We start from the raw sequence: 19534 nt of genomic DNA, 5'->3' as shown, positions 1-19534 counted from the left end.
AACTCATTGGATTAGAAGTGCCGAAAACGGACCGAATGTTGCGCGGGCAAGGGATCCCCGCTGCTTCATCACGATCTTGCGGCGACGGGGCGCAGAACATGAAACAGACACCGCAGCAGGCCGGTTCGTGACCGCCTCGCGTCTCCGGGGCGGCCGGGCGGGCGTCGTCCTCTCGCTTGCCGCGCTGGCGCTGGCCGGTTGCACCTCGCTCGCGCCTGAACCCCCTGCGATGGCCGATGTCCAGCCGCTGCCGACACGCTGGGTGCTGGCCGAGCCGGGGGCGGTCGACATTCCGCTCGATCGCTACTGGGTGATGCTGGACGATCCGCTGGTGACCGATCTCGTCGCCAAGGCGCGAGGCAGCAATCTCGACATTGCGCAAGCGCTTGCCCGTCTGCGTGCGGCGCGCGCAGGGCTGCGTCAGGCGCAGGCCGAACGCTTGCCGACGATCTCTGCCAGTGGCGGCGCGCGGCGCGATGTCGGCGACCTTGCGAGCAATGACGTCACCTTCTCGCTCGGCGCGGATGCCGCCTGGGAGGCCGACCTGTTCGGCCAGATCGACGGCAGCATCGATGCCGCCCGCGCCGATCTGGCGGCAGCGGGCTATTCGCTCGGCGATATCGAGCGGGTGATCGTCGGACAGGTCGCCGCGCAGACGATCAACGCACGCGCGCTCGCTGCGCAGCTCGCCCTCGCGCGGGAAACCCTCGCCATTCAGGACGACAATCTCCAGATCGCACGCTGGCGCAATCAGGCGGGGCTGGCCGACAGCCTCGATGTCGAACAGGCCCGCACCCAGCGCGCGCAGACCGCAGCGAGCATCCCGCAGCTCGAAAGCTCGCTGGTGGCGACCGCCAATGCCATCTCGACCCTGATCGGCGAGCCGCCAGGGCGGGTCTATCAGGCGCTGATCGAAACCCCGCGCACTGTCCCTGCGCCGCCTGCCACGATCGCGCTGGCCGTGCCCGCCGACACGCTGCGCCGCCGCCCCGATGTCGGCGCGGCCGAGGCGCGGCTTGCGGGCGATCTGGAACGTGTCGGCGTGGCGCGCACCCAGCTCTATCCGCTCGCGCGGCTTTCGGGCACGATCGGCACCAGCGCGACCGATGCCGGCAGCCTGTTCGACCTTGTCACCGGCAACATCTTTGCCAGCCTCAGCCAGCTGATCTTCGATGGCGGGCGGGCGCGCGGGCGGATTGCCGCTGCCGAAGCCACCGCCGACGGCTCGCTTGCCGCATGGCGTCAGGCGATCCTCACCGCGCTCGAAGAGGTCGAAAGCGCCGCCTTCGATCTCAAGGCCACCGCCACGCGGGTCGAGGCCTTGGCTGAGGCCCGTGACGGGGCGCAGAACGCCGCAATCCTTGCGCGCAGCCAGTATCAGGCGGGGCTGATCGACTTCCAGACCCTGCTGGTGACCGAAGGCCAGCTGCTCAGCACGCGCACGGCCGAAATCAACGCGCAAGGCGCGCGTGCGATTGCCTTTATCAATCTCGCCCGTGCGCTGGGCGGCGGCTGGTCGGTGCCCGAGGGCGCGGGCCTTGCACAATCTGCGGCGAGGGAGCCTGCCGAGTGACTGACCTGACCAAAGCGTCCGCCCCCGCCCCGACCGAGGAGGCTCCGAGCGTCGACGAATTCCTCGGCACCAAGCCGCGCCCGCGCTGGCGGCGGTGGATGAAGTACTGGCTGCCCGCGCTGGGGCTGGTGCTGCTGGTGCTGACCGTGATGCAATGCACCGCCGAAGCCCCGCCACCCGATTACATCACCGAAGCGGTGACGCAGGAATCGCTCTCGCTGTCGGTCACCGCGACCGGCAACCTGCGCCCGACCAATCAGGTCGAAGTCGGCGCGGAAGTCACCGGGCCGATCGATCAGGTGCTGGTCGACGTGAACGACCGCGTGACCAAGGGGCAGGTGATCGCGATCATCAACACCGAGATCATCGACCAGCAGATCGCCCAGTCGCGCGCCAACCTCGGCGCGGCCCGTGCGGCGCTGGGGCAGGCGCAGGCGACGCTCGATATCGACAAGGTGCAGCTCGCCCGGCTTGAGGAGGTGCGGCGTATTTCCGGCGGGCGCGTTCCCTCGCAGATCGAGGTCGAGCGCGCGCAGGCGGCGGTCGAGCGCGACATTGCTGCCGTCGCTTCCGCGCGCGCCAATATCGAGGCGGCGCAGGCCTCGCTCAACGGCAATCTCACCACCCGCACCCGCGCCGTCATCCGCGCGCCCGTTGACGGCGTGGTGCTGGCCCGCCGGGTCGAGCCTGGGCAGACGGTGGTGGCGAGCTTCAACACCGTCACCCTGTTCGTGATCGCCGAAGACCTGTCGCAGATGCAGCTGCGCGTCTCGATCGACGAGGCGGATGTGGGCCAGGTCAAGGGCGGGCAGGCGGCGACCTTCACCGTCGATGCCTATCCCGGCCGCCGCTTCCCGGCGCGGCTCCAGCGGGTCGATCTGGCGTCGAGCAACACGGTCGAAGCGCAAGCCGCCTCGACCGCCGCGGCCAGCGGATCGGTGGTCAGCTACGAAGCGCGGCTCGAGGTCGACAATCCCGAAGGCCTGCTCCGCCCCGGCATGACCGCGACGGCCACCATCGCGACGCAGGACACCGGCACCGCGCTGCTGGTGCCCAATGCCGCGCTGCGGTTCCGCCCGGATGCCAAGGAGGATAGCGGCGGCGGCGTGTTCCAGCCGCAGATCGGGCTTGAGGACGGCAAGCAGCAGGCCACCATCGGCGAAGGCAGCCGCCAGCAGGTGCAGGTGTTGCAGGCCGACGGCACGTTGAAGACCATCGAGGTCGTCACCGGCCGCAGCGACGGGCGTCGCACTGTCGTCCGCTCCAAGGAACTGAAACCGGGGATGAAGGTCGTCACCGGCATCAAGGCCGCCGCGCAATGACCGAGGCGCCGCTCATCCAGCTGGAAGGGATCACCAAGACCTTCGGCAGCGGGGCGGCGGCGTTTCAGGCGCTCAAGGGCGTCGACATGACGATCGAGCGCGGCGAGTTCGTCGCGGTGATGGGGCCATCGGGCTCGGGCAAGTCGACCACCATGAACATCCTCGGCTGTCTGGATGTGCCGACGGGCGGTGTGTTCCGGTTCCGCGGCGTGGAGGTGCAGAAGCTCGACCGCGACCAGAGGAGCCTGCTGCGGCGGCGCTATCTCGGCTTCGTGTTTCAGGGCTTCAACCTGCTCGCCCGCACCACCGCGCTCGAAAATGTCGAACTGCCCCTGCTCTATCGCGGCGAGAGCAAGTCGAAGCGGCGGGAGGCGGCGATGCACGCGCTCGATCAGGTGGGGCTGGTGCCGTGGGCCGACCATACCCCTGCCGAACTTTCCGGCGGCCAGCAGCAGCGCGTCGCCATCGCCCGGGCGCTGGTCACCCAGCCTGACGTGCTGCTCGCCGACGAGCCAACCGGCAACCTCGATTCCGAACGCTCGGTCGAGATCATGGAGCTGCTGCGGCGCCTCAACGCGGAAGGCATCACCATCCTGATGGTCACGCACGAGGAAGACATGGCCGCCTATGCCAAGACCATCGTGCGCTTCCGCGACGGGCTGGTCGAGCGGATTGATCGGGGTGCGCTCGCGGCGGAAGGACACCCCGCCTGATGCTCGGCACCACCATCCTCCTTTCCCTGCGCGAGATCCGGCGGCACATCCTGCGCTCGATCCTGACAACGCTCGGCATCATCATCGGCGTGGCGGCGGTGGTGACGATGGTGACGCTCGGCAACGGGGTCACGGCTTCGGTGCAGGAGGAGATTTCGTCACTGGGCGCGAGCAATTTCATCATCTTCCCGGTGCGCACCACCCGCGGCACGATCCGCCCCTTCGATGATGCCGATGTCCGCGCGGTGTCCCAGCAGATCGCCGGGGTGCAGCTCGCCGCTGGCAGCGTCAGCGCGCGCACCACCGCCTTCTACAACGGGCAGGACTGGGACACCTCGGTGGAAGGCGGCACCAACGACCTGCTCGAAGCCCAGTCGATCAAGATCGAGGAAGGCCGCGCCTTCACCGCCGACGAAGTGGAGGCCGGCAAGAACGTCTGCCTGCTTGGCCTCAAGGTGCGCGAGGCGATTTTCCCGGCCGGCTCCAGCCCCTTGGGCGCGCAGATGCGGCTCGGCGATGTGTCGTGCGAAGTCATCGGGGTGATGGAAGAACGCGGCCAGGGCGGCGGCGGATCGGATGACGACGATGCGGTGTTCATGCCGCTCAAGACCGTCCAGCGGCGGTTCCGCGGGAACGAGAACCTCGACTATTTCGTGGTCAAGTATGACGCGGCCTATTCCGCCTCGGTGATCCAGGATTCGCTCGTCGCCCTGCTGCGCGAGCGCCGCCTGTTGCAGGGCGAGGAACCGAATGATTTCAACGTGATCGACACCGCACAGGTCAATCAGGCGCTCGGCGCGGCGACCGGCGCGCTAACCGCGATGGTCGCGGTGATCGCTTCGATCAGCCTGCTGGTGGGCGGCATCGGGATCATGAACATCATGCTCGTCTCGGTCACCGAACGCACCCGCGAAATCGGCATCCGCCTCGCCATCGGCGCTCTGGCGCGCGAGGTGCGCTTGCAGTTCCTGACCGAAGCCGTGGTGCTGTGCGCGCTGGGCGGGCTCGTCGGGATCGCGCTGGGCTTTGTCGCCTCGTTCGGACTGGCAGCGGCGATCGACGTGCCCTTCGTGTTCGATCCGGTGATCAACCTCGTCAGCTTCCTGTTCGCCGCCGGCATGGGGATCGTGTTCGGCTATTACCCCGCCAGCCGCGCCTCGAAGCTCGATCCGATCGACGCGCTACGGCACGAGTAAGCTCGCGTCAGCCCTTGGCGGCGGCGCGTTTTTCCAGCCAGGGGCGTAGCGGGAAGGTCCACTGCTCCCAGATCGAGAGGCGGCGGCGGTCATCCTGCCCCACCACCTCGCTCTCGCCTTCCTTGAAGGTGCCGAACACCCGGTCCCAGAAGATCACGCTGTTGCCATAGTTGCAGCGCGTGTCCTCATAGCTGAGCGCGGTGTGGTGCAGCGAGTGGTGGCGGATCGTGGTGAAGAAAAACCCGAACCAGATCGGCGGATTGGCGCGCACATTGGCATGGGCATAGGTCGCAATCGCGCCGCTTGCGGTAATCGCGCCGAAAAGGGCGTTCAGATCGACATCGAGCAGAGCGGTGATCCCGAGGCTGATCAGGAACAGTTCGATCGGGTTGCCGATGAAACCCTTCATCGCATTCAGCTGCGTGATGTGGTGATGCGGTGCATGGGTCAGCCACAGCGGCGTCCAGTTGTGCATCGCGCGGTGCATCCAGTATTGCCCGAATTCGAAGCTGAACATCACCACCAGCACCTGCACCAGGAACGGGCTGTCGGCGAGCCAGGGGGTGGCGATGCCGAGCGACTGTTTCAGCTCCGCCAGCGGGCCGTTGACCAGCGTTTCGGTGAGGAACCCGATCACCCCGTAACCGAAGGCGACGTAGAACACATCGGTCGCCAGCTCGCGCCCGTTGATGCGCCAGCCTGCGTGGCGCTCGAACACCAGTTCGAGCAGCTGCACAAAGGCGAGCGTCGCCAGCCCCACCGCCATGATCGCCCAGCCGCCTTCGACCCACGCGGCCGGGGCAAAAGCCCAGAAGGCAAGGATCGCCGCGACGGTCGCAGGCGGCAGCAGGTTGATGAGCGACTGTTTCACCGGATTGGCCCCCTTGTTGTGCCCTCGCTCTATGGCGGCGCCCCGGACGGGGAGAATACGCCATTGTGCGTAAGCGGTCGAGGGGTGCAGAAGCTGGCCCCAGCGAGGCCCGCAGGCGGACGTTCGGAAAGCGACCCCGGTGCCGCCTCCCCAGCCAGTTCCCGCCGACAAACCGCGAATCTGATCGGCCCGAAAGCCGCCCGCCTCACGCCCGCGCGGCGACCTCGGCGGCGTCGAAGTAGTGGATGCGAAGCTCGCGCAAGAGGCCGTCCTCGAAGGTGCCTGCCTCGCAGATCGTCTGGGTGAAGGGCGCAGAGCCGTCCTTGGGGTGCATGGTCAGGCGGATCACCATCACCGCCCATGCCTCGCCGCCGGTGCAGTCGAGCATTTCGAGCTTCGTGTCGGCCCAGGTGCCATACATCGCGGCGGCGCAGCGCTGGAGCGCGTCCTTGCCCCGCCACTCGCCCGCGAAGGGCAGGCTGTTGGCCTCGTAGAGCACGAAATCGGGATGGATCAGCGCCTCGACCGCCGCCCAGTCGCGGGTGCCGGCGGTGGCGTAGACCTTCGCCAGCATCTCGCGCGGGGTGAGTCCTTGTAGTCCTACCGCTTCGCTACTTGAGGACGTCACTCCTCGATCGTCCCGATCAAGTCGCCCACCTTGTAGACCGCGCCTTCCTCGCCGGTGGGGTGGATGATCCCGCTGGCCTGCGCCTCGATCTCGGTGGTGCTCTTGTCGGTTTCGACCGTGTAGATGATGTCGCCCTTCTCCACGCGCTCGCCATCGCCGAACATCCATTCGACGAGGGTCATTTCGACAGCGCTCATGCCGAGCTTGGGGATACGGATTTCGGTGGCCATTTAGAGCTTGCCCATGCTTGCTTTGATCTGTTCGATGATCTGGCCCTTGTTCGGGATCCACGCCTGTTCGAGGTGGCTCGCAAAGGGCACGGCGGAGAAGGTGCCGCCGACGCGCCGGACGGGGCCCTTGAGGCTGTCCCAGCACTTTTCCTGAATGTTGGCGGCGATTTCCGCGCCGGTGCCGAAGGGGCGCACGGCTTCGTGCAGGGTCAGCGCGCGGCCGGTCTTGCGGACCGAAGCCAGCACGGTCGCCTCGTCATAGGGGGCGATGGTGCGCAGGTCGACGACCTCGACGCTAATCCCCTCCTTCGCCAGATCATCGGCCACCGCCAGCGCATCAAGCACGGTGCGGCCATAGGTGATGATCGAGATGTCGGTGCCTTCCCGCGCGATCGCCGCCTTGCCGAGCGGCACGCGGTAGCCCGGGCCGGGGTCTTCCGCCTTGAGGCCGTAGCACAGGATGTTCTCGATGAAGATCACCGGGTCATTGGCGTCGATCGAGGCGCGCATCAGCCCGCGCGCATCGGCCGGGTTCGACGGGGTGACGACATGAATGCCCGCAACGTGGGCGAACCACGCTTCGAGCATATCCGAGTGCTGTCCGCCAAAGCCCACGCCGACGCCGGTGGTGGTGCGGATCACCATCGGACACGGCGTCTGCCCGCCCGACATGAAGCGCAGCTTGGCCGCGTGGTTGACGATCTGGTCCATGCACACGCCGACGAAGTTCATCAGCATGATCTCGGCAATCGGACGCTGACCCGCCAGAGCGGCACCCACTGCCGCACCGATGATCGCGGTTTCGCTGATGGGCGTCGCGCGGATGCGGTGCTCGCCATACTTCTCGGTCAGGCCCGAGGTGACCTTGAACACCCCGCCGCCCTGCTTGGCGGAAACGTCTTCGCCGAGGCAGAACACGCCCGGATCTTCGGCCATCGCCTCGTCGATTGCGAGGTTCAGCGCCTGGGTCATGGTGATCTGGGCCATCAGGCGGTCTCCTCCAGCACGTCCTTGTAGATTTCGTCGGTATCCGGCAGCGGCGCGGCGAGCGCGTGTTCGACCGCCGCGTTGATCTGCGCGTCGATGTCGGCGACGATGGCGTCGAGCTCTTCCTCGGTGAACTGGTGCTCCAGCATCACCTTGCGCAGCTTGGGCAGCGGGTCTTCGGCCTTCATCTCGGCGATGTGTTCGGGCGGCATATAGCTGAAGTCCGAGCCGAAGAAGTGGCCCATCATGCGGTAGCACATGGCCTCGACCAGCGTCGGCCCCTCGCCCCGGCGGGCGCGGTCGACCGCTTCCTTCACCGCCGGGTAGATCTGGTGGACGTCATTGCCGTCAACCGTCACCCCCGGCATCCCGTAGCCCGCCGCGCGGCTGGCGATATTGGGGCTGTCGGTGTGGTCGGCGTAAGCCGTGTGCTCACCGTAGCGGTTGTTCTGGCACAGGAAGATCACCGGCAGCTTGTAGAGCTGGGCCATGTTCATCGCCTCGTGGAAGCCGCCGATATTGGCCGCGCCGTCGCCGAAGCTCACCAGCGTCACCCGGCCATCACCGTTGTTCTGGCTCGCCATGGCGAGGCCGTTGGCGATGGGGAGCCCACTGCCCACCACCCCGGTCGTCACCATGATCCCCGTCTCGGGATCGGTGATGTGCATGGTGCCGCCCTTGCCCTTGCAGGTGCCGGTCGCCTTGCCGAGGCATTCGCCCCACCACTTCTCCATCGGGATGCCCTTGGCGGTCTGTTCGCCCTGCCCGCGATAGGTGCAGACGACGTAATCGTCCTTCTCGAGCGCCGCCATCGCCGCGGCCGAGACCAGCTCCTGCCCGCGCACGCAGTAATACATCACCGCGACCTTGCCGCCCATCAGCAGCTCGCGGAACTTCTCGTCGGTGCGGTTCACCTTCATCGTGCGGGTGTAGATGTCGAGCAGCTTGTCGCGGTCGATCTGGGACATGATGTTTCGCCTTCTAGGGAGAGGGACTTAGAACTGGACGCGCTGGGTGAAGCCGCCGTCGACGACAATGTTCGCGCCGGTCATGTAGGGCACCGCCGGGCTCGCCACGAAGACGATCGCCTTGGCGACCTCGACCGGCTCACCGAAGCGCCCGGTCGGCATCTTGGCGAGGGTGGCATCGTAGAGCGGCTTCATGTGCTCCTCGATGATCTCCCAGTTGCCGCCCTTGTAGTAGATCGCGCCCGGCGAGACGGTGTTCACGCGGATGCCCTTGGCGGCATAGGCTTGGCTGAGCTGCGAGGCATAGGTGATCAGCGCCGCCTTGATCGCGTTGAAGGGGTTGGGGGCAATGAAGGTTTCGAGCGCCGCAGTGCTCGACAGCATCACGATCGACCCGGTGCCCGAGGCTTCGAGGTAGGGCGTGAGCGTCTCGACCGCGAAGGCCGCGCCCTTCAGATCCATGTCGAGACACGCCTGCCAGTCCCCGGCACCTCCCGTGCCCGAGGCAGACGCGGTGTGAACGAAAATATCGCACCCGCCGAGTTCAGCCACGGCCTTTTCGAGCCACGCCTGATAGGCTTCGGTGCCCGACGCCATGTCGAAAACTTCGGCAAAGACCTTGCCCGGCCCCGCGGCGTCGATCTCGGCAACGGCGGCGGCGATCTTGTCTTCCTTGCGGCTGAAGAAGGCGACATCAGCCCCCTCGGCCGCGAACAGCTTGAGGGATTGGAGGCCAAGGCCATGCGCCCCGCCGTTCATGATGACCTTCTTGCCCTTGAGTCCCAGATCCATAGCGCCTCTCCCCGGGTGGTTGTTGTGGGTTGAGGGGATAGCCGAGTGGGGGGGCGGGGCGGATTGGCACTTTTGGGGGGGTGGGGCAAACTCAGAGAACAATGCCCTGACTAACCAATGAGCGTTGTCACGAACACCGTCGACAGAAGAGCAACTAGCGATGAAGCTACCCCAAAGGCTGACACAACCTCAGCAAATAGCGCGTCATTCTGCCGTCCGTTGGGCGATCCGGATAGACCTGCTTTGCAAAAGCGCCAACGTCGAAGATCGAATAGCAGCATCGTCAGCAAAACATACCCCGACCAAAATGCAATTGCCTGCACCTCAGCCGTTTCCCAGCCGGCAAAGGCGATGTTCAACACATTAAACAGCGCTAGTGCGGTAAGGACTCCCGAAAAGCGCGACCAAATCTGTCGGACTCCCTCGCCTTGTATAGCTGCAAGCCCAGTTGACTGATCGGTCTCCAACCGATCGAGGGCGCGCGATGGCATGTAAAGGAATATAATGCTGCCGAATAAACCAAGCGTTGCAACAAACGCCGTTGATTCCACTAAGTGATTGTGTGAATTAGGACCCTCAACGGTTGAAAAAGAATAAATAATAATAGAGACAATAACGGCAAAAGAAACAAATAGCCACACAACAAGCGGAATTAATCTCCTGAGATCTGCCCAAATCATCGAGAATGAAATTTCAGGATTTGTTGCTTTTTCGTCGTAATTTACTTTTGAATATATCGCATTCAATTCTGACCAGCTCAAGCCAGTTGAAATAACGAGAGAAAAAACAATCGCTAAAGAAAATGCCGCGTCAAAAATATAGCCCCAGAACCCAGTGATCCCGGACGGTTGGCCGCTGTAAAATTCGAGCAAATATCGAAGCGCGCCGGATACAATTACAAAAACAGCGAAGGGCTCGAATAGGCGCAATGCGGCAATAAAATTGAATTGCGACAAAAATTCCCGAAGGTCTTGTCCCAAGGTTTGCGCAATGAACACAACTGCGCACACAACAAAAAATATTATGGACGCAAATATGAAAATGTCGATCAATAAAAAACCGGTCAAAGTCGATATAGGGAAATTATCACCATTTGGAAGAAGATATGTCTTCAAGAGGGCGCCAACAGCGAGCATGTCGACCGCCACTGCACCAGCTATGGAGATGCCTCGAGCGCCATCTGTTATGCCAAATTTTTGCGCGATGGCACGAACAAGATCGACAAGAAGTCGCATGTCCCGCCTATCCACTGCAGTCTCGTCGGATGCTTTATCTGAGTGATCCTCCTTAATCTTGTCGCGGTATGTCCACCAAACAAAGCACACGATAAGAAAATTCACCACCGATATTACGGCGACCCCCACCCCAACTGGGACATCAAACAAATCAATGGGTATGAAAATAAATTTTTGAAAAACGTAAATCACAGACATATAAAGGAAGAAGGAGGCAGAGTGAAATAGGGCATGCCAAAAAGCCATCCATAGCTTTCTGGAATTAAAAATTTCGCCTGGCTTCTTTTCGGGATACTGCCGAGTCAACTCAACCACTGAAACATCGACGGAAACGATGATTCCAATAACGAACGCAAATACGACAAATGGGCCATTTGCTAATTGCCCAATGAAACTGTCGAAATCCATTGCGTCTCCCTCGCTGGATGCGGGCCTCGAAGGGGCTCGATTCGATTGACCATAGGCTCGCACGAATCGCGATCCTGGTCCATCTGGCTCTAGTGAGGGATAGGTTCTTGCATGCAGCCAATTATGCCGATGGCTTCTGCGTCTTGGCAATCCCGCCATTCAGTGGCTTTCAGCCGGAAATGGTGCTGCTGGGGAGGATTGAACTCCCGACCTCACCCTTACCAAGGGTGCGCTCTACCACTGAGCTACAGCAGCGCCGGAAACAGGCGCGCCCTATTGTCGCGCGCCTTCGCAATGTCAAGCGGACTTGCGCAGTCCGTATCGTCCTGTCGCTTTGCCACTTGAGCGCCGCCCCCGATAAGGCCAATGCGTTTCGCATGAGTGAAGACCCGCGCAAGAATCTTTCCCGTGAGGAACGGCTCGCCGCCAAGCTGCGCGAGAACCTGCGGCGGCGCAAGGCCCAGAGCCGGGCGGCGGCGGGCATGGCTGGCGATTCGGATCGTGCGCAGCCCCTTCCCAATTCCGCACCGGAAAGCTAACGCCGCGCGGAGATTGATTGCGTGAACCAAGCCGCCTGCTCCCCCGCCCTTCCCCCCGGAGCCTATCGGGTTACCATCCGGGTGGAAGGCGGGGGAGCAGGCGGCGCGGAACAACGGAGAAACAATGCCCAAGCTGATCCTCGTCCGCCACGGCCAGAGCCAGTGGAACCTCGAAAACCGCTTCACCGGCTGGTGGGATGTCGACCTCACCGAAAAGGGCGTGGCCGAGGCGAGCGCTGCGGGCGTGCTGCTGCGCGAAAAGGGCGTGCTGCCGACCTATGCCTTCACCTCGCTTCAGACCCGCGCGATCAAGACGCTGCATCTGGCGCTGGAAGCGGCGGGGCGCTTGTGGATCCCCGAGGTCAAGGACTGGCGGCTGAACGAGCGGCACTATGGCGGCCTCACCGGGCTCGACAAGGCCGAGACGGCGGCGAAGCACGGGGACGATCAGGTCAAGATCTGGCGCCGCAGCTTCGACATTCCGCCCCCGGTGCTGGAAGCGGGGAGCGAATTCGATCTCGCCAGCGACCCGCGCTATGCCGGGATCGCCATCCCGAACACCGAAAGCCTCAAGCTCACCATTGAACGCGTGCTGCCCTATTGGGAAAGCGCGATCCTCCCCGTGCTGGCGGCGGGCGAGACGGTGATCATCGCGGCGCACGGCAACTCGCTTCGCGCACTGGTCAAGCACCTCTCGGGCATTTCGGATGCGGACATCACCGATCTGGAAATTCCGACCGGCCAGCCGATTGTCTATGAGTTCGAAGGCACCGCCCCCGTGGGCGAGCGGTATTATCTGAAGGACGCGTGATGGAAGCCACCGGGGGGAAGGTCGCAATCGTGATGGGCAGCCAGTCCGACTGGCCGACCATGAAATGCGCCGCCGAGGTGCTCGACGAACTGGAAGTGGCCTATGAGGCGCGCATCACCTCGGCCCACCGCACGCCCGACCGGATGGTGGCCTTCGCCAAGGGTGCCGAGGGCGAGGGGTTCAGCGTGATCATCGCAGGCGCAGGCGGCGCGGCGCATCTGCCCGGCATGATCGCGAGCATGACGCACCTTCCGGTGCTGGGCGTGCCGGTGCAGTCGAAGGCGCTTTCCGGCATGGATAGCCTGCTCTCGATCGTGCAGATGCCCGGCGGCATTCCGGTCGGCACGCTGGCGATTGGCGAGGCCGGGGCGAAGAACGCGGGGCTGCTGGCGGCCTCGATCCTCGCGCTGTCGGACGAGGCGCTGTCGGAACGTTTGCAGGACTGGCGCGCGGCCAAAAGCGCTGCCGTGGCCGAGGTGCCGGAGGGTTGAGGGCAAGAATCCGTTCGGCCTGAGCTTGTCGAAGGCCTGCATTTTCTTCTAGCGCGTCTCTTGATCAAGCAGAACGGCCCTTGGGAAGCGAAGCTGTTGCGCGGCAACACCAGCTCAGGGCGAACGGGGTAAGAAAGAAGATATGCTTCCACCCGGCTCCACCATCGGCATTCTCGGCGGCGGTCAGCTGGGCCGGATGATGGCGGTCGCCGCGCTCCAGCTCGGCTATCGCGTGATCGGCTTTGCGCCTGAGGGCGACAATGTCGCAGCCGATGCCTGTTCGGATTTCATCACCGCCGATTGGGACGATGCCGCCGCTCTGGCGCGGTTTGCGCAAGGCTGCGACGCGGTGACCTGGGAGTTCGAGAACGTCCCCGTCAGCACTGTCGCCGCGCTGCCCGAAGGCCTGCTTGCCTGCCCGGTCAAGGCGCTGGAGGTGGCGCAGGATCGCCTCAACGAAAAGGCCTTTGCGGCTGACCTCGGCGGGGTGCCTGCCCCCTATCGCGCCGTGGAGAGCGCCGCCGACCTTGCCGCTGCCATTGTCGCCATCGGCACGCCCGGCGTTCTCAAGACCGCGCGCGACGGCTATGACGGCAAGGGCCAGTGGCGCGTGCGATCCGTGCTGGAGGCTGGCGCGCTCGCCTTCCCCGGCGTGACCTGCATCTATGAAGGCTTTGTCACCTATGAGACCGAATTCTCGGTGATCCTGGTGCGTGGCAGGGACGGGACTGTGAAGTTCTGGGATTCGACCGCCAACCTCCACGAAGGCGGGATGCTGGCGCGATCGGTGTTGCCGGCGGGCGCGCTGGTCGAGGCGCAGGTTCCCGCCGCGCGCGAGCTGGCTCGCAAGGTCGCCGATGTTCTGGGCTATGTCGGGGTGCTGACGCTGGAGTTCTTCGCGACGCGCGAAGGCCCGGTGTTCAACGAGATGGCCCCGCGGGTGCACAACTCCGGACACTGGACGATCGAGGGCGCGGCCACGAGCCAGTTCGAAAACCACATCCGCGCGATCTGCGGGTTGCCGCTGGGCGTCACCAAGACCCGCTTCGAGGCGATCGAGATGCGCAACATCGTCGGCGAGGAAGCACTGACGGCGCACAAGATCCTTGCCGAGCCGGGCGAGCCGCATCTCCACCTCTACGGCAAGGCCGAAGCGCGTGAGGGACGCAAGATGGGCCATGTCACCCGCGTCGGGCACGCATTGAAGTGAGCGGCGCCATGACTCCCGAAATCGTCCTGATCTATGCCCGCGCCGCCAATGGCGCGATCGGCAATGAGGGCGATCTGCCCTGGCGCCTGCCTGCCGACTTGAAGCGGTTCAAGGCGCTGACCATGCACAAGCCGATGGTGATGGGCCGCAAGACCTTCGAAAGCCTGCCCGGCCTGCTGCCCGGCCGCCGACACATCGTCCTGTCCCGGCGCGATGGGTTCGCGCCAGACGGCGTGGAAATGGCCGGATCGGTCAAGGAGGCGCTCGCGCTGGCGGCACAGGGCAACGACAGCGGCGAGGTGGCCGTGATCGGCGGAGCGGCGATCTATGACGTGTTCATGCCGCTCGCCCACCGGATCGAACTCACCCAGATCCACGCGGACTACGCGGGCGACACCTTCATGGCGGAGCCGGGCAAGGGCTGGGTGCTGACCGCGCGCGAGGATCACGCGGCCGATGGCGCGCACCCGGCGTTCTCGTTCCTGACCTTCCGGCGCGGGGCACAGAGCTGATGCGCTGGCTCGATCACCGCGATCCCATGCCCGATGCCCTGCGCGGCGCGATCATCGCGCTCGGCAATTTCGACGGGTTTCACCGGGGCCATCAGGCCGTGGCGGGCGAGGCGATCGAATGGGCTAAGGCGGAAGGCCGCCCCTCGATCATCGCCACCTTCGATCCGCACCCGGTGCGCTTCTTCAAGCCTGATGCCCCGCCCTTCCGCCTGACGACGCTCGAACAGCGGCAGGAGCTTTACCTCGCCGCCGGGGCGACCGCGATGCTGGTGTTCCACTTCGATGCCGACCTTGCAGGCACCAGCGCCGAGGACTTCATCGCGAAAATCCTGATCGACCGCTTCGGCGCGCATGGGGTGGTGACGGGGGGCGATTTCACCTTCGGCAAGGGCGCGAAGGGCAATGTCGCGCTGCTGCGCGATCTGGGCGGCGAGTTGGGCCTGCAATCGCGGGTGGTCTCGGCTGTGGCAGAGGGCGGCGAGGTCGTCTCCTCCAGCCGCATCCGCCAAGCCCTGCGCGACGGCGACCCGCAGGAGGCCGCGCGCCTGCTCACCCGGCCCTTTGCCATCCGCGGCATCGTCGAACACGGCGACAAGCGCGGGCGGGTGATCGGCTATCCCACGGCCAACCTCGGGGTCGAGAATTACCTGCGCCCCAAATACGGCATCTACGCCGTCACGGGCCGCATCCTTGCCACGGGGCAGGTGCTGCAAGGCGCGGCCAACATCGGCATCCGCCCGCAGTTCGAACCGCCCAAGGAGCTGCTGGAGCCCTTCTTCTTCGATTTCTCCGGCGACCTCTACGGGCAGGAGATCGAAGTCGCCTTCCACCACTATCTGCGCGGCGAGGCGAAGTTCGATTCGCTCGATGCGCTGATCGCGCAGATGGACAAGGATTGCGCCGAGGCGCGGCGGTTGCTTTCTTCGTCATTGCGAGCGTAGCGCGGCAATCCATGGCCGGTCATTTCGCCATGACGCGAGTGCAGTCCATGGATTGCCAGGTGTTTCTGCGAATCAGCTTCGCTTCCGCCTTTGGCTCCTCGCAATGACGAGCCTTTGCAGTTGCGGGATGAAAGGCTAAGGCCGCGCCCACCATGACCGAAGAGACTTCGCAGCGCGATTACCGGGACACTGTCTTCCTGCCGAAGACCGATTTCCCCATGAAGGCCGGCCTCCCCCAGAAGGAGCCGGGCATTGCCGCGCGCTGGGAAGCGATCGGGCTCTATGATGCGTTGCGCAAAGCGCGCAAAGGCCGCGAGAAGTTCATCCTCCACGATGGCCCGCCTTACGCCAATGGCGACATGCATATCGGCCATGCGCTCAACCACATCCTCAAGGACATGGTCTGCCGCACCCAGAACCTCTTGGGCCGCGATGCGCCTTACGTGCCCGGCTGGGACTGCCACGGCCTCCCCATCGAATGGAAGGTCGAGGAGCAGTACCGCAAGGAGAAGAAGACCAAGCCCGTCCTCACCGGCGCGGGGCGTGACGAGGCGGCGGTCAAGGCCTTCCGCGACGAGTGCCGCGCCTATGCGCAGAAGTGGGTCGATGCGCAGCGCGGGCAGCTGAAGCGCCTCGGCATCATGGGCGATTGGAACCACCCCTACCTCACCATGCAGAAGGAGAGCGAGGCGGTGATCGTCGCCGAGCTGCTCAAGCTGGCCGAGGCGGGGAACCTCTATCGCGGCTCGAAGCCGGTGATGTGGTCGCCCGTCGAACAGACCGCGCTGGCCGAGGCGGAGGTCGAATACGACGAGATCACCTCGACCCAGATCGATGTGGCCTTCGAGATTGTTGATGCTCCGGTCGCCCCAGAAGTAACTGGCGCCCACGCAGTGATCTGGACGACCACGCCGTGGACGATCCCGGTCAATCAGGCTTTGGCCTATGGTGAGAGCGTCTCTTACGCCATCCTCGAAGCTCAAGGCGAGCGGAGCCCAGGCGCGGACGATGAGAACTTCGAGGGTTTCGCTTGGCACCATCAGGACTGGATCCTAAATCAGCGGTTCCTTGTCGCCTTCGATCTAATCGAGAGTTTTGTTAGCCGTGTGCGCTCTGGACTCGGTCCCGAGGGTCCAAAAGTTGATTTCGCCGTGATCGGCCGAGTGGATGGTTCTTCGTTGGCGGGTGCCACAGCCCGCCACCCGATGCACCACCTCGGCGGGTTCTACGCGTCCCCGCGCCCACTGCTCCCCGGCGACTTCGTCACCACCGACTCTGGCACCGGCCTCGTCCACATGGCGCCCGATCACGGCGAGGACGACTTTGACCTCTGCAAGGCGAACGGCATCAACCCCGTCTTCGCGGTGATGGACGACGGGCGCTACCGCGACGACTGGGGCTGGCTCGGCGCTGCGGATGAGCGGCGCATGAGCGTCATCAACCCCAAGTTCAACGCGCCCGATGGCCCGATCTGTTCGGACCTGCGCGAAGCGGGCGCGCTGCTCGCCGCGAGCGCGGACTACGCGCATTCCTACCCGCATTCGTGGCGCTCAAAGGCCAAGGTGATCTTCCGCTGCACCGCGCAGTGGTTCGTGCCGATGGACCAGCCGCTCGACACGGGCGATTTCGAGGTGATGCCCAGCGGCCCGCTCGGCGGGGCGGTCGCGCCTTTCGTGAGCTACGATCATTCGACCCTGCGCGAGAAGGCACTCGCCGAAATCGCCCGCGTCGAATTCATCCCCGAAAAGGGCCGCAACCGCATCGGTGCGATGGTGGAAGGCCGCCCCGACTGGGTGCTGAGCCGCCAGCGCGCTTGGGGCGTGCCGATAACGCTGTTCGTGCGGCCTGACGGCTCCTACCTGCAAGACGCGCAAGTCAACGCCCGCATCGTCGCGGCGGTGAACGCGGAGGGCATGGACGCGTGGAACAGCACCAACAAGGCAGCTTTCCTCGGCCCCGATTACGACCCCGCCGAGTTCGAGATGGTCACCGACATTCTCGACGTGTGGTTCGATTCGGGCTGCACCCACGCCTTCGTGCTGGAATCGGGGCGCTGGCCCGACCTGCAATGGCCCGCCAACCTCTACCTCGAAGGCTCGGACCAGCATCGCGGCTGGTTCCAATCCTCGCTGCTGCAATCGGCCGCCACGCGGGGCCGCGCGCCTTACGATCAAGTCCTGACCCACGGCTTCACCATGGATGCCAAGGGCAAGAAGATGTCCAAGAGCCTCGGCAACACGGTCGATCCGCTCAAGGTGATGGAAACCTACGGCGCGGACATCATCCGGCTGTGGGCGCTGTCGGTCGATTTCACCGAGGATCACCGCATCGGCGATGAAATCCTGAAAGGTGTTGGCGACCAGTATCGCAAGCTGCGCAACACCTTCCGCTACCTGCTCGGCGCGCTCGACGGGTTCGTGGGCGACATGAGCGATGCGGGCGAGCTGCCCGAGCTTGAGGTCTATATCCTCGCGCTGCTGAGCGAGCTGGACGGCAAGCTGAAAGCGGCGGCGGAGGCTTACGACTTCAACCTCTACACCCGCCTGCTGGTGGATTTCTGCAACGAGGACCTTTCGGCCTTCTTCTTCGATATCCGAAAGGATTCGCTCTATTGCGACGGGCCGGACAGCAACACGCGCAACGCCTATCGCACGGTGCTCGACCTGCTGTTCCACGCGCTGGTGCGTTATGCCGCGCCGGTGCTGGTGTTCACGGCGGAGGAAGTGTGGCTCTCCCGCTATCCCGAGGATGGCGAGGAGGATGACGCGGGCCAGCGCGGCTCTGTCCACCTGCTCGAATGGCCGAGCATCCCCGGTGTGGTTGCCGAACGCGCCAAGTGGGGGCAGCTGCGGGCATTGCGCGATGCGGTCAACGAAGCGATCGAGCCGCTGCGACGCGACAAGACCATCCGCTCCAGCCTCGAGGCCGAAGTGGTGGTGCCCGCCAGCGCCGTGCCCGAGGGCGTCAGCGACGAACAACTCGCCGAGCTGTTCATCACCGCGACAGTCACGCGCGGGCAGGGCGAGGCTGTGACCGTGACCAAGACCTCCCACCACAAGTGCGGCCGCTGCTGGCGGCACCTGCCCGATGTGGCGGAAGACGGGGCGCTGTGCGGTCGCTGCGACTCAGTGGTTGGGGCGGTGGTCGGCGCATGAGCGAGCTGTTCACCCGCAATCGCCTGGTCGGCCTCGCACTGGCGGCGCTGGTGGCGATCGTGGATCAGGCGGTGAAGTGGTATGTCGTCGGCCCGCTCAATCTGCGGCAGGTGCTGAAAATCGACCTGCTGCCGTTCTTCGATCTCACCTATACCGAGAACAAGGGCATCTCGCTCGGGATGTTCCAGGCGACCGACATGGAAACGCGCTGGATCCTCGTTGCGGTGACGGCGCTTATCGCTGCTGTCGTGCTGGTATGGATGATGCGCGAGCGGCTGATGGGCGAAATCCTTGGCCTGGCGCTGATTCTCGGCGGGGCGCTTGGCAATATCCGTGACCGGTTCGAACTGGGCTACGTGATCGACTATGCCGACTTTCACATCGGGGACTTCCGTCCCTTCCTGATCTTCAACATCGCCGACGCCGCAATCACCATCGGCGTCGTCATTATCCTTGCCCGCAGCCTGCTGGTGCGCGACAAGGACGACAGCAACACCGAAACCGGGACGGGGGATGCACCCCGCGGAGAGACACACAATGCGTAAGTTTGCGAGCCTGATCGTGCTGACCGCCGCCGGGGCGACGCTGGCCGGTTGCGGCGGCGATGGCGGGGTGTTCAACCGTGAACGTCCCGATGAATTCGCGGTGCAGCGTCAGGCGCCGCTGGTGGTGCCGCCCGATTTCACCCTGACCCCGCCCGCCCCCGGTGCCCCGCGCCCGGCCGAAGGCACGGCCTCGGAACAGGCGCTTGATGCGCTGTTCGGCGGCCCGGCGCCGCGCAGCAAGGTCGAAACCAGCGTGCTCGACCGCGCCGGTCGCGCCGATCCGAGCATCCGTTCGCAGGTCGGCGACACCGGCACCAACACCGTCGCCAAGGGCCGCGTCACCCGCGACATCGTCGCAGCGCCCGAAGGTGACGGCCAGTCGGCGAGCACGGTTATTCCTTCTTGAT

General features: G+C 64.7%; 20 protein-coding genes and 1 tRNA gene. 13 read left to right on the top strand and 8 right to left on the bottom strand.

Annotated features, from left to right (window positions below; genetic code table 11):
* The first annotated feature begins 127 nt into the window (after positions 1–127).
* From PS060_RS06155 to PS060_RS06140, 4 genes are read left to right on the top strand one after another with little or no spacing between them, the layout of a single operon-like run.
* The gene (locus PS060_RS06155; RefSeq protein ID WP_273986231.1) at positions 128–1573 is read left to right on the top strand and encodes an efflux transporter outer membrane subunit; all 1446 of its coding nucleotides are present in this window, start codon (positions 128–130) and stop codon (positions 1571–1573) included.
* Positions 1570–2895, top strand: coding sequence for an efflux RND transporter periplasmic adaptor subunit (locus PS060_RS06150; protein ID WP_273986230.1), 1326 nt, complete (start codon positions 1570–1572; stop codon positions 2893–2895). The genes PS060_RS06155 and PS060_RS06150 overlap by 4 nt, the downstream gene beginning before the upstream one ends.
* The gene (locus PS060_RS06145; RefSeq protein WP_273986229.1) at positions 2892–3608 is read left to right on the top strand and encodes an ABC transporter ATP-binding protein; all 717 of its coding nucleotides are present in this window, start codon (positions 2892–2894) and stop codon (positions 3606–3608) included. Before PS060_RS06150 ends, PS060_RS06145 begins: the two co-directional genes overlap by 4 nt.
* Positions 3608–4804, top strand: coding sequence for an ABC transporter permease (locus tag PS060_RS06140; protein WP_273986228.1), 1197 nt, complete (start codon positions 3608–3610; stop codon positions 4802–4804). Before PS060_RS06145 ends, PS060_RS06140 begins: the two co-directional genes overlap by 1 nt.
* A 7-nt stretch (positions 4805–4811) precedes the next feature.
* On the opposite strand, the gene PS060_RS06135 is transcribed toward PS060_RS06140, so the two are convergent.
* The 8 genes from PS060_RS06135 to PS060_RS06100 all read right to left on the bottom strand — a co-directional run bounded on the left by PS060_RS06135 (position 4812) and on the right by PS060_RS06100 (position 11178).
* Positions 4812–5675 (bottom strand): sterol desaturase family protein, encoded by an 864-nt coding sequence (locus tag PS060_RS06135; protein ID WP_273986227.1) that lies wholly within the window; start codon positions 5673–5675, stop codon positions 4812–4814.
* A 205-nt stretch (positions 5676–5880) separates the two neighbouring features.
* A complete protein-coding gene (locus tag PS060_RS06130) occupies positions 5881–6249 on the bottom strand; it encodes a nuclear transport factor 2 family protein (RefSeq protein ID WP_273986226.1) in 369 nt (122 codons plus the stop codon).
* A 50-nt stretch (positions 6250–6299) separates the two neighbouring features.
* A complete protein-coding gene (locus tag PS060_RS06125; RefSeq protein ID WP_273986225.1) occupies positions 6300–6533 on the bottom strand; it encodes a biotin/lipoyl-containing protein in 234 nt (77 codons plus the stop codon).
* Positions 6534–7520, bottom strand: coding sequence for an alpha-ketoacid dehydrogenase subunit beta (locus tag PS060_RS06120; RefSeq protein WP_273986224.1), 987 nt, complete (start codon positions 7518–7520; stop codon positions 6534–6536).
* Complete coding sequence (locus PS060_RS06115) at positions 7520–8488, bottom strand: thiamine pyrophosphate-dependent dehydrogenase E1 component subunit alpha (protein ID WP_273986223.1); 969 nt, start codon at positions 8486–8488, stop codon at positions 7520–7522. The genes PS060_RS06120 and PS060_RS06115 overlap by 1 nt, the downstream gene beginning before the upstream one ends.
* Positions 8489–8515: 27 nt before the next feature.
* The gene (locus PS060_RS06110) at positions 8516–9280 is read right to left on the bottom strand and encodes an SDR family NAD(P)-dependent oxidoreductase (protein ID WP_273986222.1); all 765 of its coding nucleotides are present in this window, start codon (positions 9278–9280) and stop codon (positions 8516–8518) included.
* 110 nt (positions 9281–9390) lie between these two features.
* Positions 9391–10923, bottom strand: coding sequence for a hypothetical protein (locus tag PS060_RS06105; RefSeq protein ID WP_273986221.1), 1533 nt, complete (start codon positions 10921–10923; stop codon positions 9391–9393).
* Between the two features lie 180 nt (positions 10924–11103).
* Positions 11104–11178 (bottom strand) — tRNA-Thr (locus tag PS060_RS06100).
* Between the two features lie 122 nt (positions 11179–11300).
* On the opposite strand from PS060_RS06100, the gene PS060_RS06095 reads away from it, so the two are divergent.
* The 9 genes from PS060_RS06095 (at position 11301) to PS060_RS06055 (ending at position 19533) form a co-directional block, all read left to right on the top strand.
* Entirely contained in the window at positions 11301–11462 is a 162-nt protein-coding gene (locus PS060_RS06095; protein WP_273986220.1) for a hypothetical protein, read from the top strand.
* A gap of 124 nt (positions 11463–11586) precedes the next feature.
* Complete coding sequence (gene gpmA, locus PS060_RS06090) at positions 11587–12273, top strand: 2,3-diphosphoglycerate-dependent phosphoglycerate mutase (protein WP_273986219.1); 687 nt, start codon at positions 11587–11589, stop codon at positions 12271–12273.
* Entirely contained in the window at positions 12273–12764 is a 492-nt protein-coding gene (gene purE, locus PS060_RS06085; RefSeq protein WP_273986218.1) for a 5-(carboxyamino)imidazole ribonucleotide mutase, read from the top strand. The genes gpmA and purE overlap by 1 nt, the downstream gene beginning before the upstream one ends.
* Before the next feature lie 142 nt (positions 12765–12906).
* Positions 12907–13974, top strand: coding sequence for a 5-(carboxyamino)imidazole ribonucleotide synthase (locus PS060_RS06080; RefSeq protein ID WP_273986217.1), 1068 nt, complete (start codon positions 12907–12909; stop codon positions 13972–13974).
* A gap of 8 nt (positions 13975–13982) precedes the next feature.
* Positions 13983–14486 carry a dihydrofolate reductase gene (locus tag PS060_RS06075; protein ID WP_273986216.1) on the top strand — a complete coding sequence of 168 codons (504 nt, stop codon included), beginning with the start codon at positions 13983–13985 and terminating at the stop codon, positions 14484–14486.
* Entirely contained in the window at positions 14486–15427 is a 942-nt protein-coding gene (locus PS060_RS06070; protein WP_273986215.1) for a bifunctional riboflavin kinase/FAD synthetase, read from the top strand. Before PS060_RS06075 ends, PS060_RS06070 begins: the two co-directional genes overlap by 1 nt.
* Positions 15428–15579: 152 nt before the next feature.
* The gene (gene ileS / locus PS060_RS06065) at positions 15580–18582 is read left to right on the top strand and encodes an isoleucine--tRNA ligase (protein WP_273986214.1); all 3003 of its coding nucleotides are present in this window, start codon (positions 15580–15582) and stop codon (positions 18580–18582) included.
* Positions 18579–19127, top strand: a complete 549-nt coding sequence (gene lspA, locus PS060_RS06060; protein ID WP_273986212.1) for a signal peptidase II — start codon at positions 18579–18581, stop codon at positions 19125–19127. Before ileS ends, lspA begins: the two co-directional genes overlap by 4 nt.
* Positions 19120–19533 (top strand): DUF3035 domain-containing protein, encoded by a 414-nt coding sequence (locus tag PS060_RS06055; protein ID WP_273986211.1) that lies wholly within the window; start codon positions 19120–19122, stop codon positions 19531–19533. Before lspA ends, PS060_RS06055 begins: the two co-directional genes overlap by 8 nt.
* The last annotated feature ends 1 nt before the right edge of the window (position 19534 follow it).

This window comes from Erythrobacter sp. BLCC-B19, from assembly GCF_028621955.1.
Lineage (GTDB): Bacteria > Pseudomonadota > Alphaproteobacteria > Sphingomonadales > Sphingomonadaceae > Erythrobacter.
The sequence above is the reverse complement of the archived record's forward strand: the minus strand, read 5'-3'. Positions and strand labels throughout refer to the sequence as shown.

What these genes read in the sequence shown, in the direction of transcription:
- purE (WP_273986218.1), top strand. Translation starts at nt 12,273, where the DNA reads ATGGAAGCCACCGGGGGGAAGGTCGCAATCGTGATGGGCAGCCAGTCC.
- PS060_RS06125 (WP_273986225.1), bottom strand. Translation starts at nt 6,533, where the DNA reads ATGGCCACCGAAATCCGTATCCCCAAGCTCGGCATGAGCGCTGTCGAA.
- PS060_RS06080 (WP_273986217.1), top strand. Translation starts at nt 12,907, where the DNA reads ATGCTTCCACCCGGCTCCACCATCGGCATTCTCGGCGGCGGTCAGCTG.
- PS060_RS06120 (WP_273986224.1), bottom strand. Translation starts at nt 7,520, where the DNA reads ATGGCCCAGATCACCATGACCCAGGCGCTGAACCTCGCAATCGACGAG.
- PS060_RS06145 (WP_273986229.1), top strand. Translation starts at nt 2,892, where the DNA reads ATGACCGAGGCGCCGCTCATCCAGCTGGAAGGGATCACCAAGACCTTC.
- PS060_RS06075 (WP_273986216.1), top strand. Translation starts at nt 13,983, where the DNA reads ATGACTCCCGAAATCGTCCTGATCTATGCCCGCGCCGCCAATGGCGCG.
- gpmA (WP_273986219.1), top strand. Translation starts at nt 11,587, where the DNA reads ATGCCCAAGCTGATCCTCGTCCGCCACGGCCAGAGCCAGTGGAACCTC.
- PS060_RS06095 (WP_273986220.1), top strand. Translation starts at nt 11,301, where the DNA reads ATGAGTGAAGACCCGCGCAAGAATCTTTCCCGTGAGGAACGGCTCGCC.
- PS060_RS06070 (WP_273986215.1), top strand. Translation starts at nt 14,486, where the DNA reads ATGCGCTGGCTCGATCACCGCGATCCCATGCCCGATGCCCTGCGCGGC.
- lspA (WP_273986212.1), top strand. Translation starts at nt 18,579, where the DNA reads ATGAGCGAGCTGTTCACCCGCAATCGCCTGGTCGGCCTCGCACTGGCG.
- PS060_RS06115 (WP_273986223.1), bottom strand. Translation starts at nt 8,488, where the DNA reads ATGTCCCAGATCGACCGCGACAAGCTGCTCGACATCTACACCCGCACG.
- PS060_RS06110 (WP_273986222.1), bottom strand. Translation starts at nt 9,280, where the DNA reads ATGGATCTGGGACTCAAGGGCAAGAAGGTCATCATGAACGGCGGGGCG.
- PS060_RS06140 (WP_273986228.1), top strand. Translation starts at nt 3,608, where the DNA reads ATGCTCGGCACCACCATCCTCCTTTCCCTGCGCGAGATCCGGCGGCAC.
- PS060_RS06130 (WP_273986226.1), bottom strand. Translation starts at nt 6,249, where the DNA reads ATGCTGGCGAAGGTCTACGCCACCGCCGGCACCCGCGACTGGGCGGCG.
- PS060_RS06105 (WP_273986221.1), bottom strand. Translation starts at nt 10,923, where the DNA reads ATGGATTTCGACAGTTTCATTGGGCAATTAGCAAATGGCCCATTTGTC.
- PS060_RS06055 (WP_273986211.1), top strand. Translation starts at nt 19,120, where the DNA reads ATGCGTAAGTTTGCGAGCCTGATCGTGCTGACCGCCGCCGGGGCGACG.
- ileS (WP_273986214.1), top strand. Translation starts at nt 15,580, where the DNA reads ATGACCGAAGAGACTTCGCAGCGCGATTACCGGGACACTGTCTTCCTG.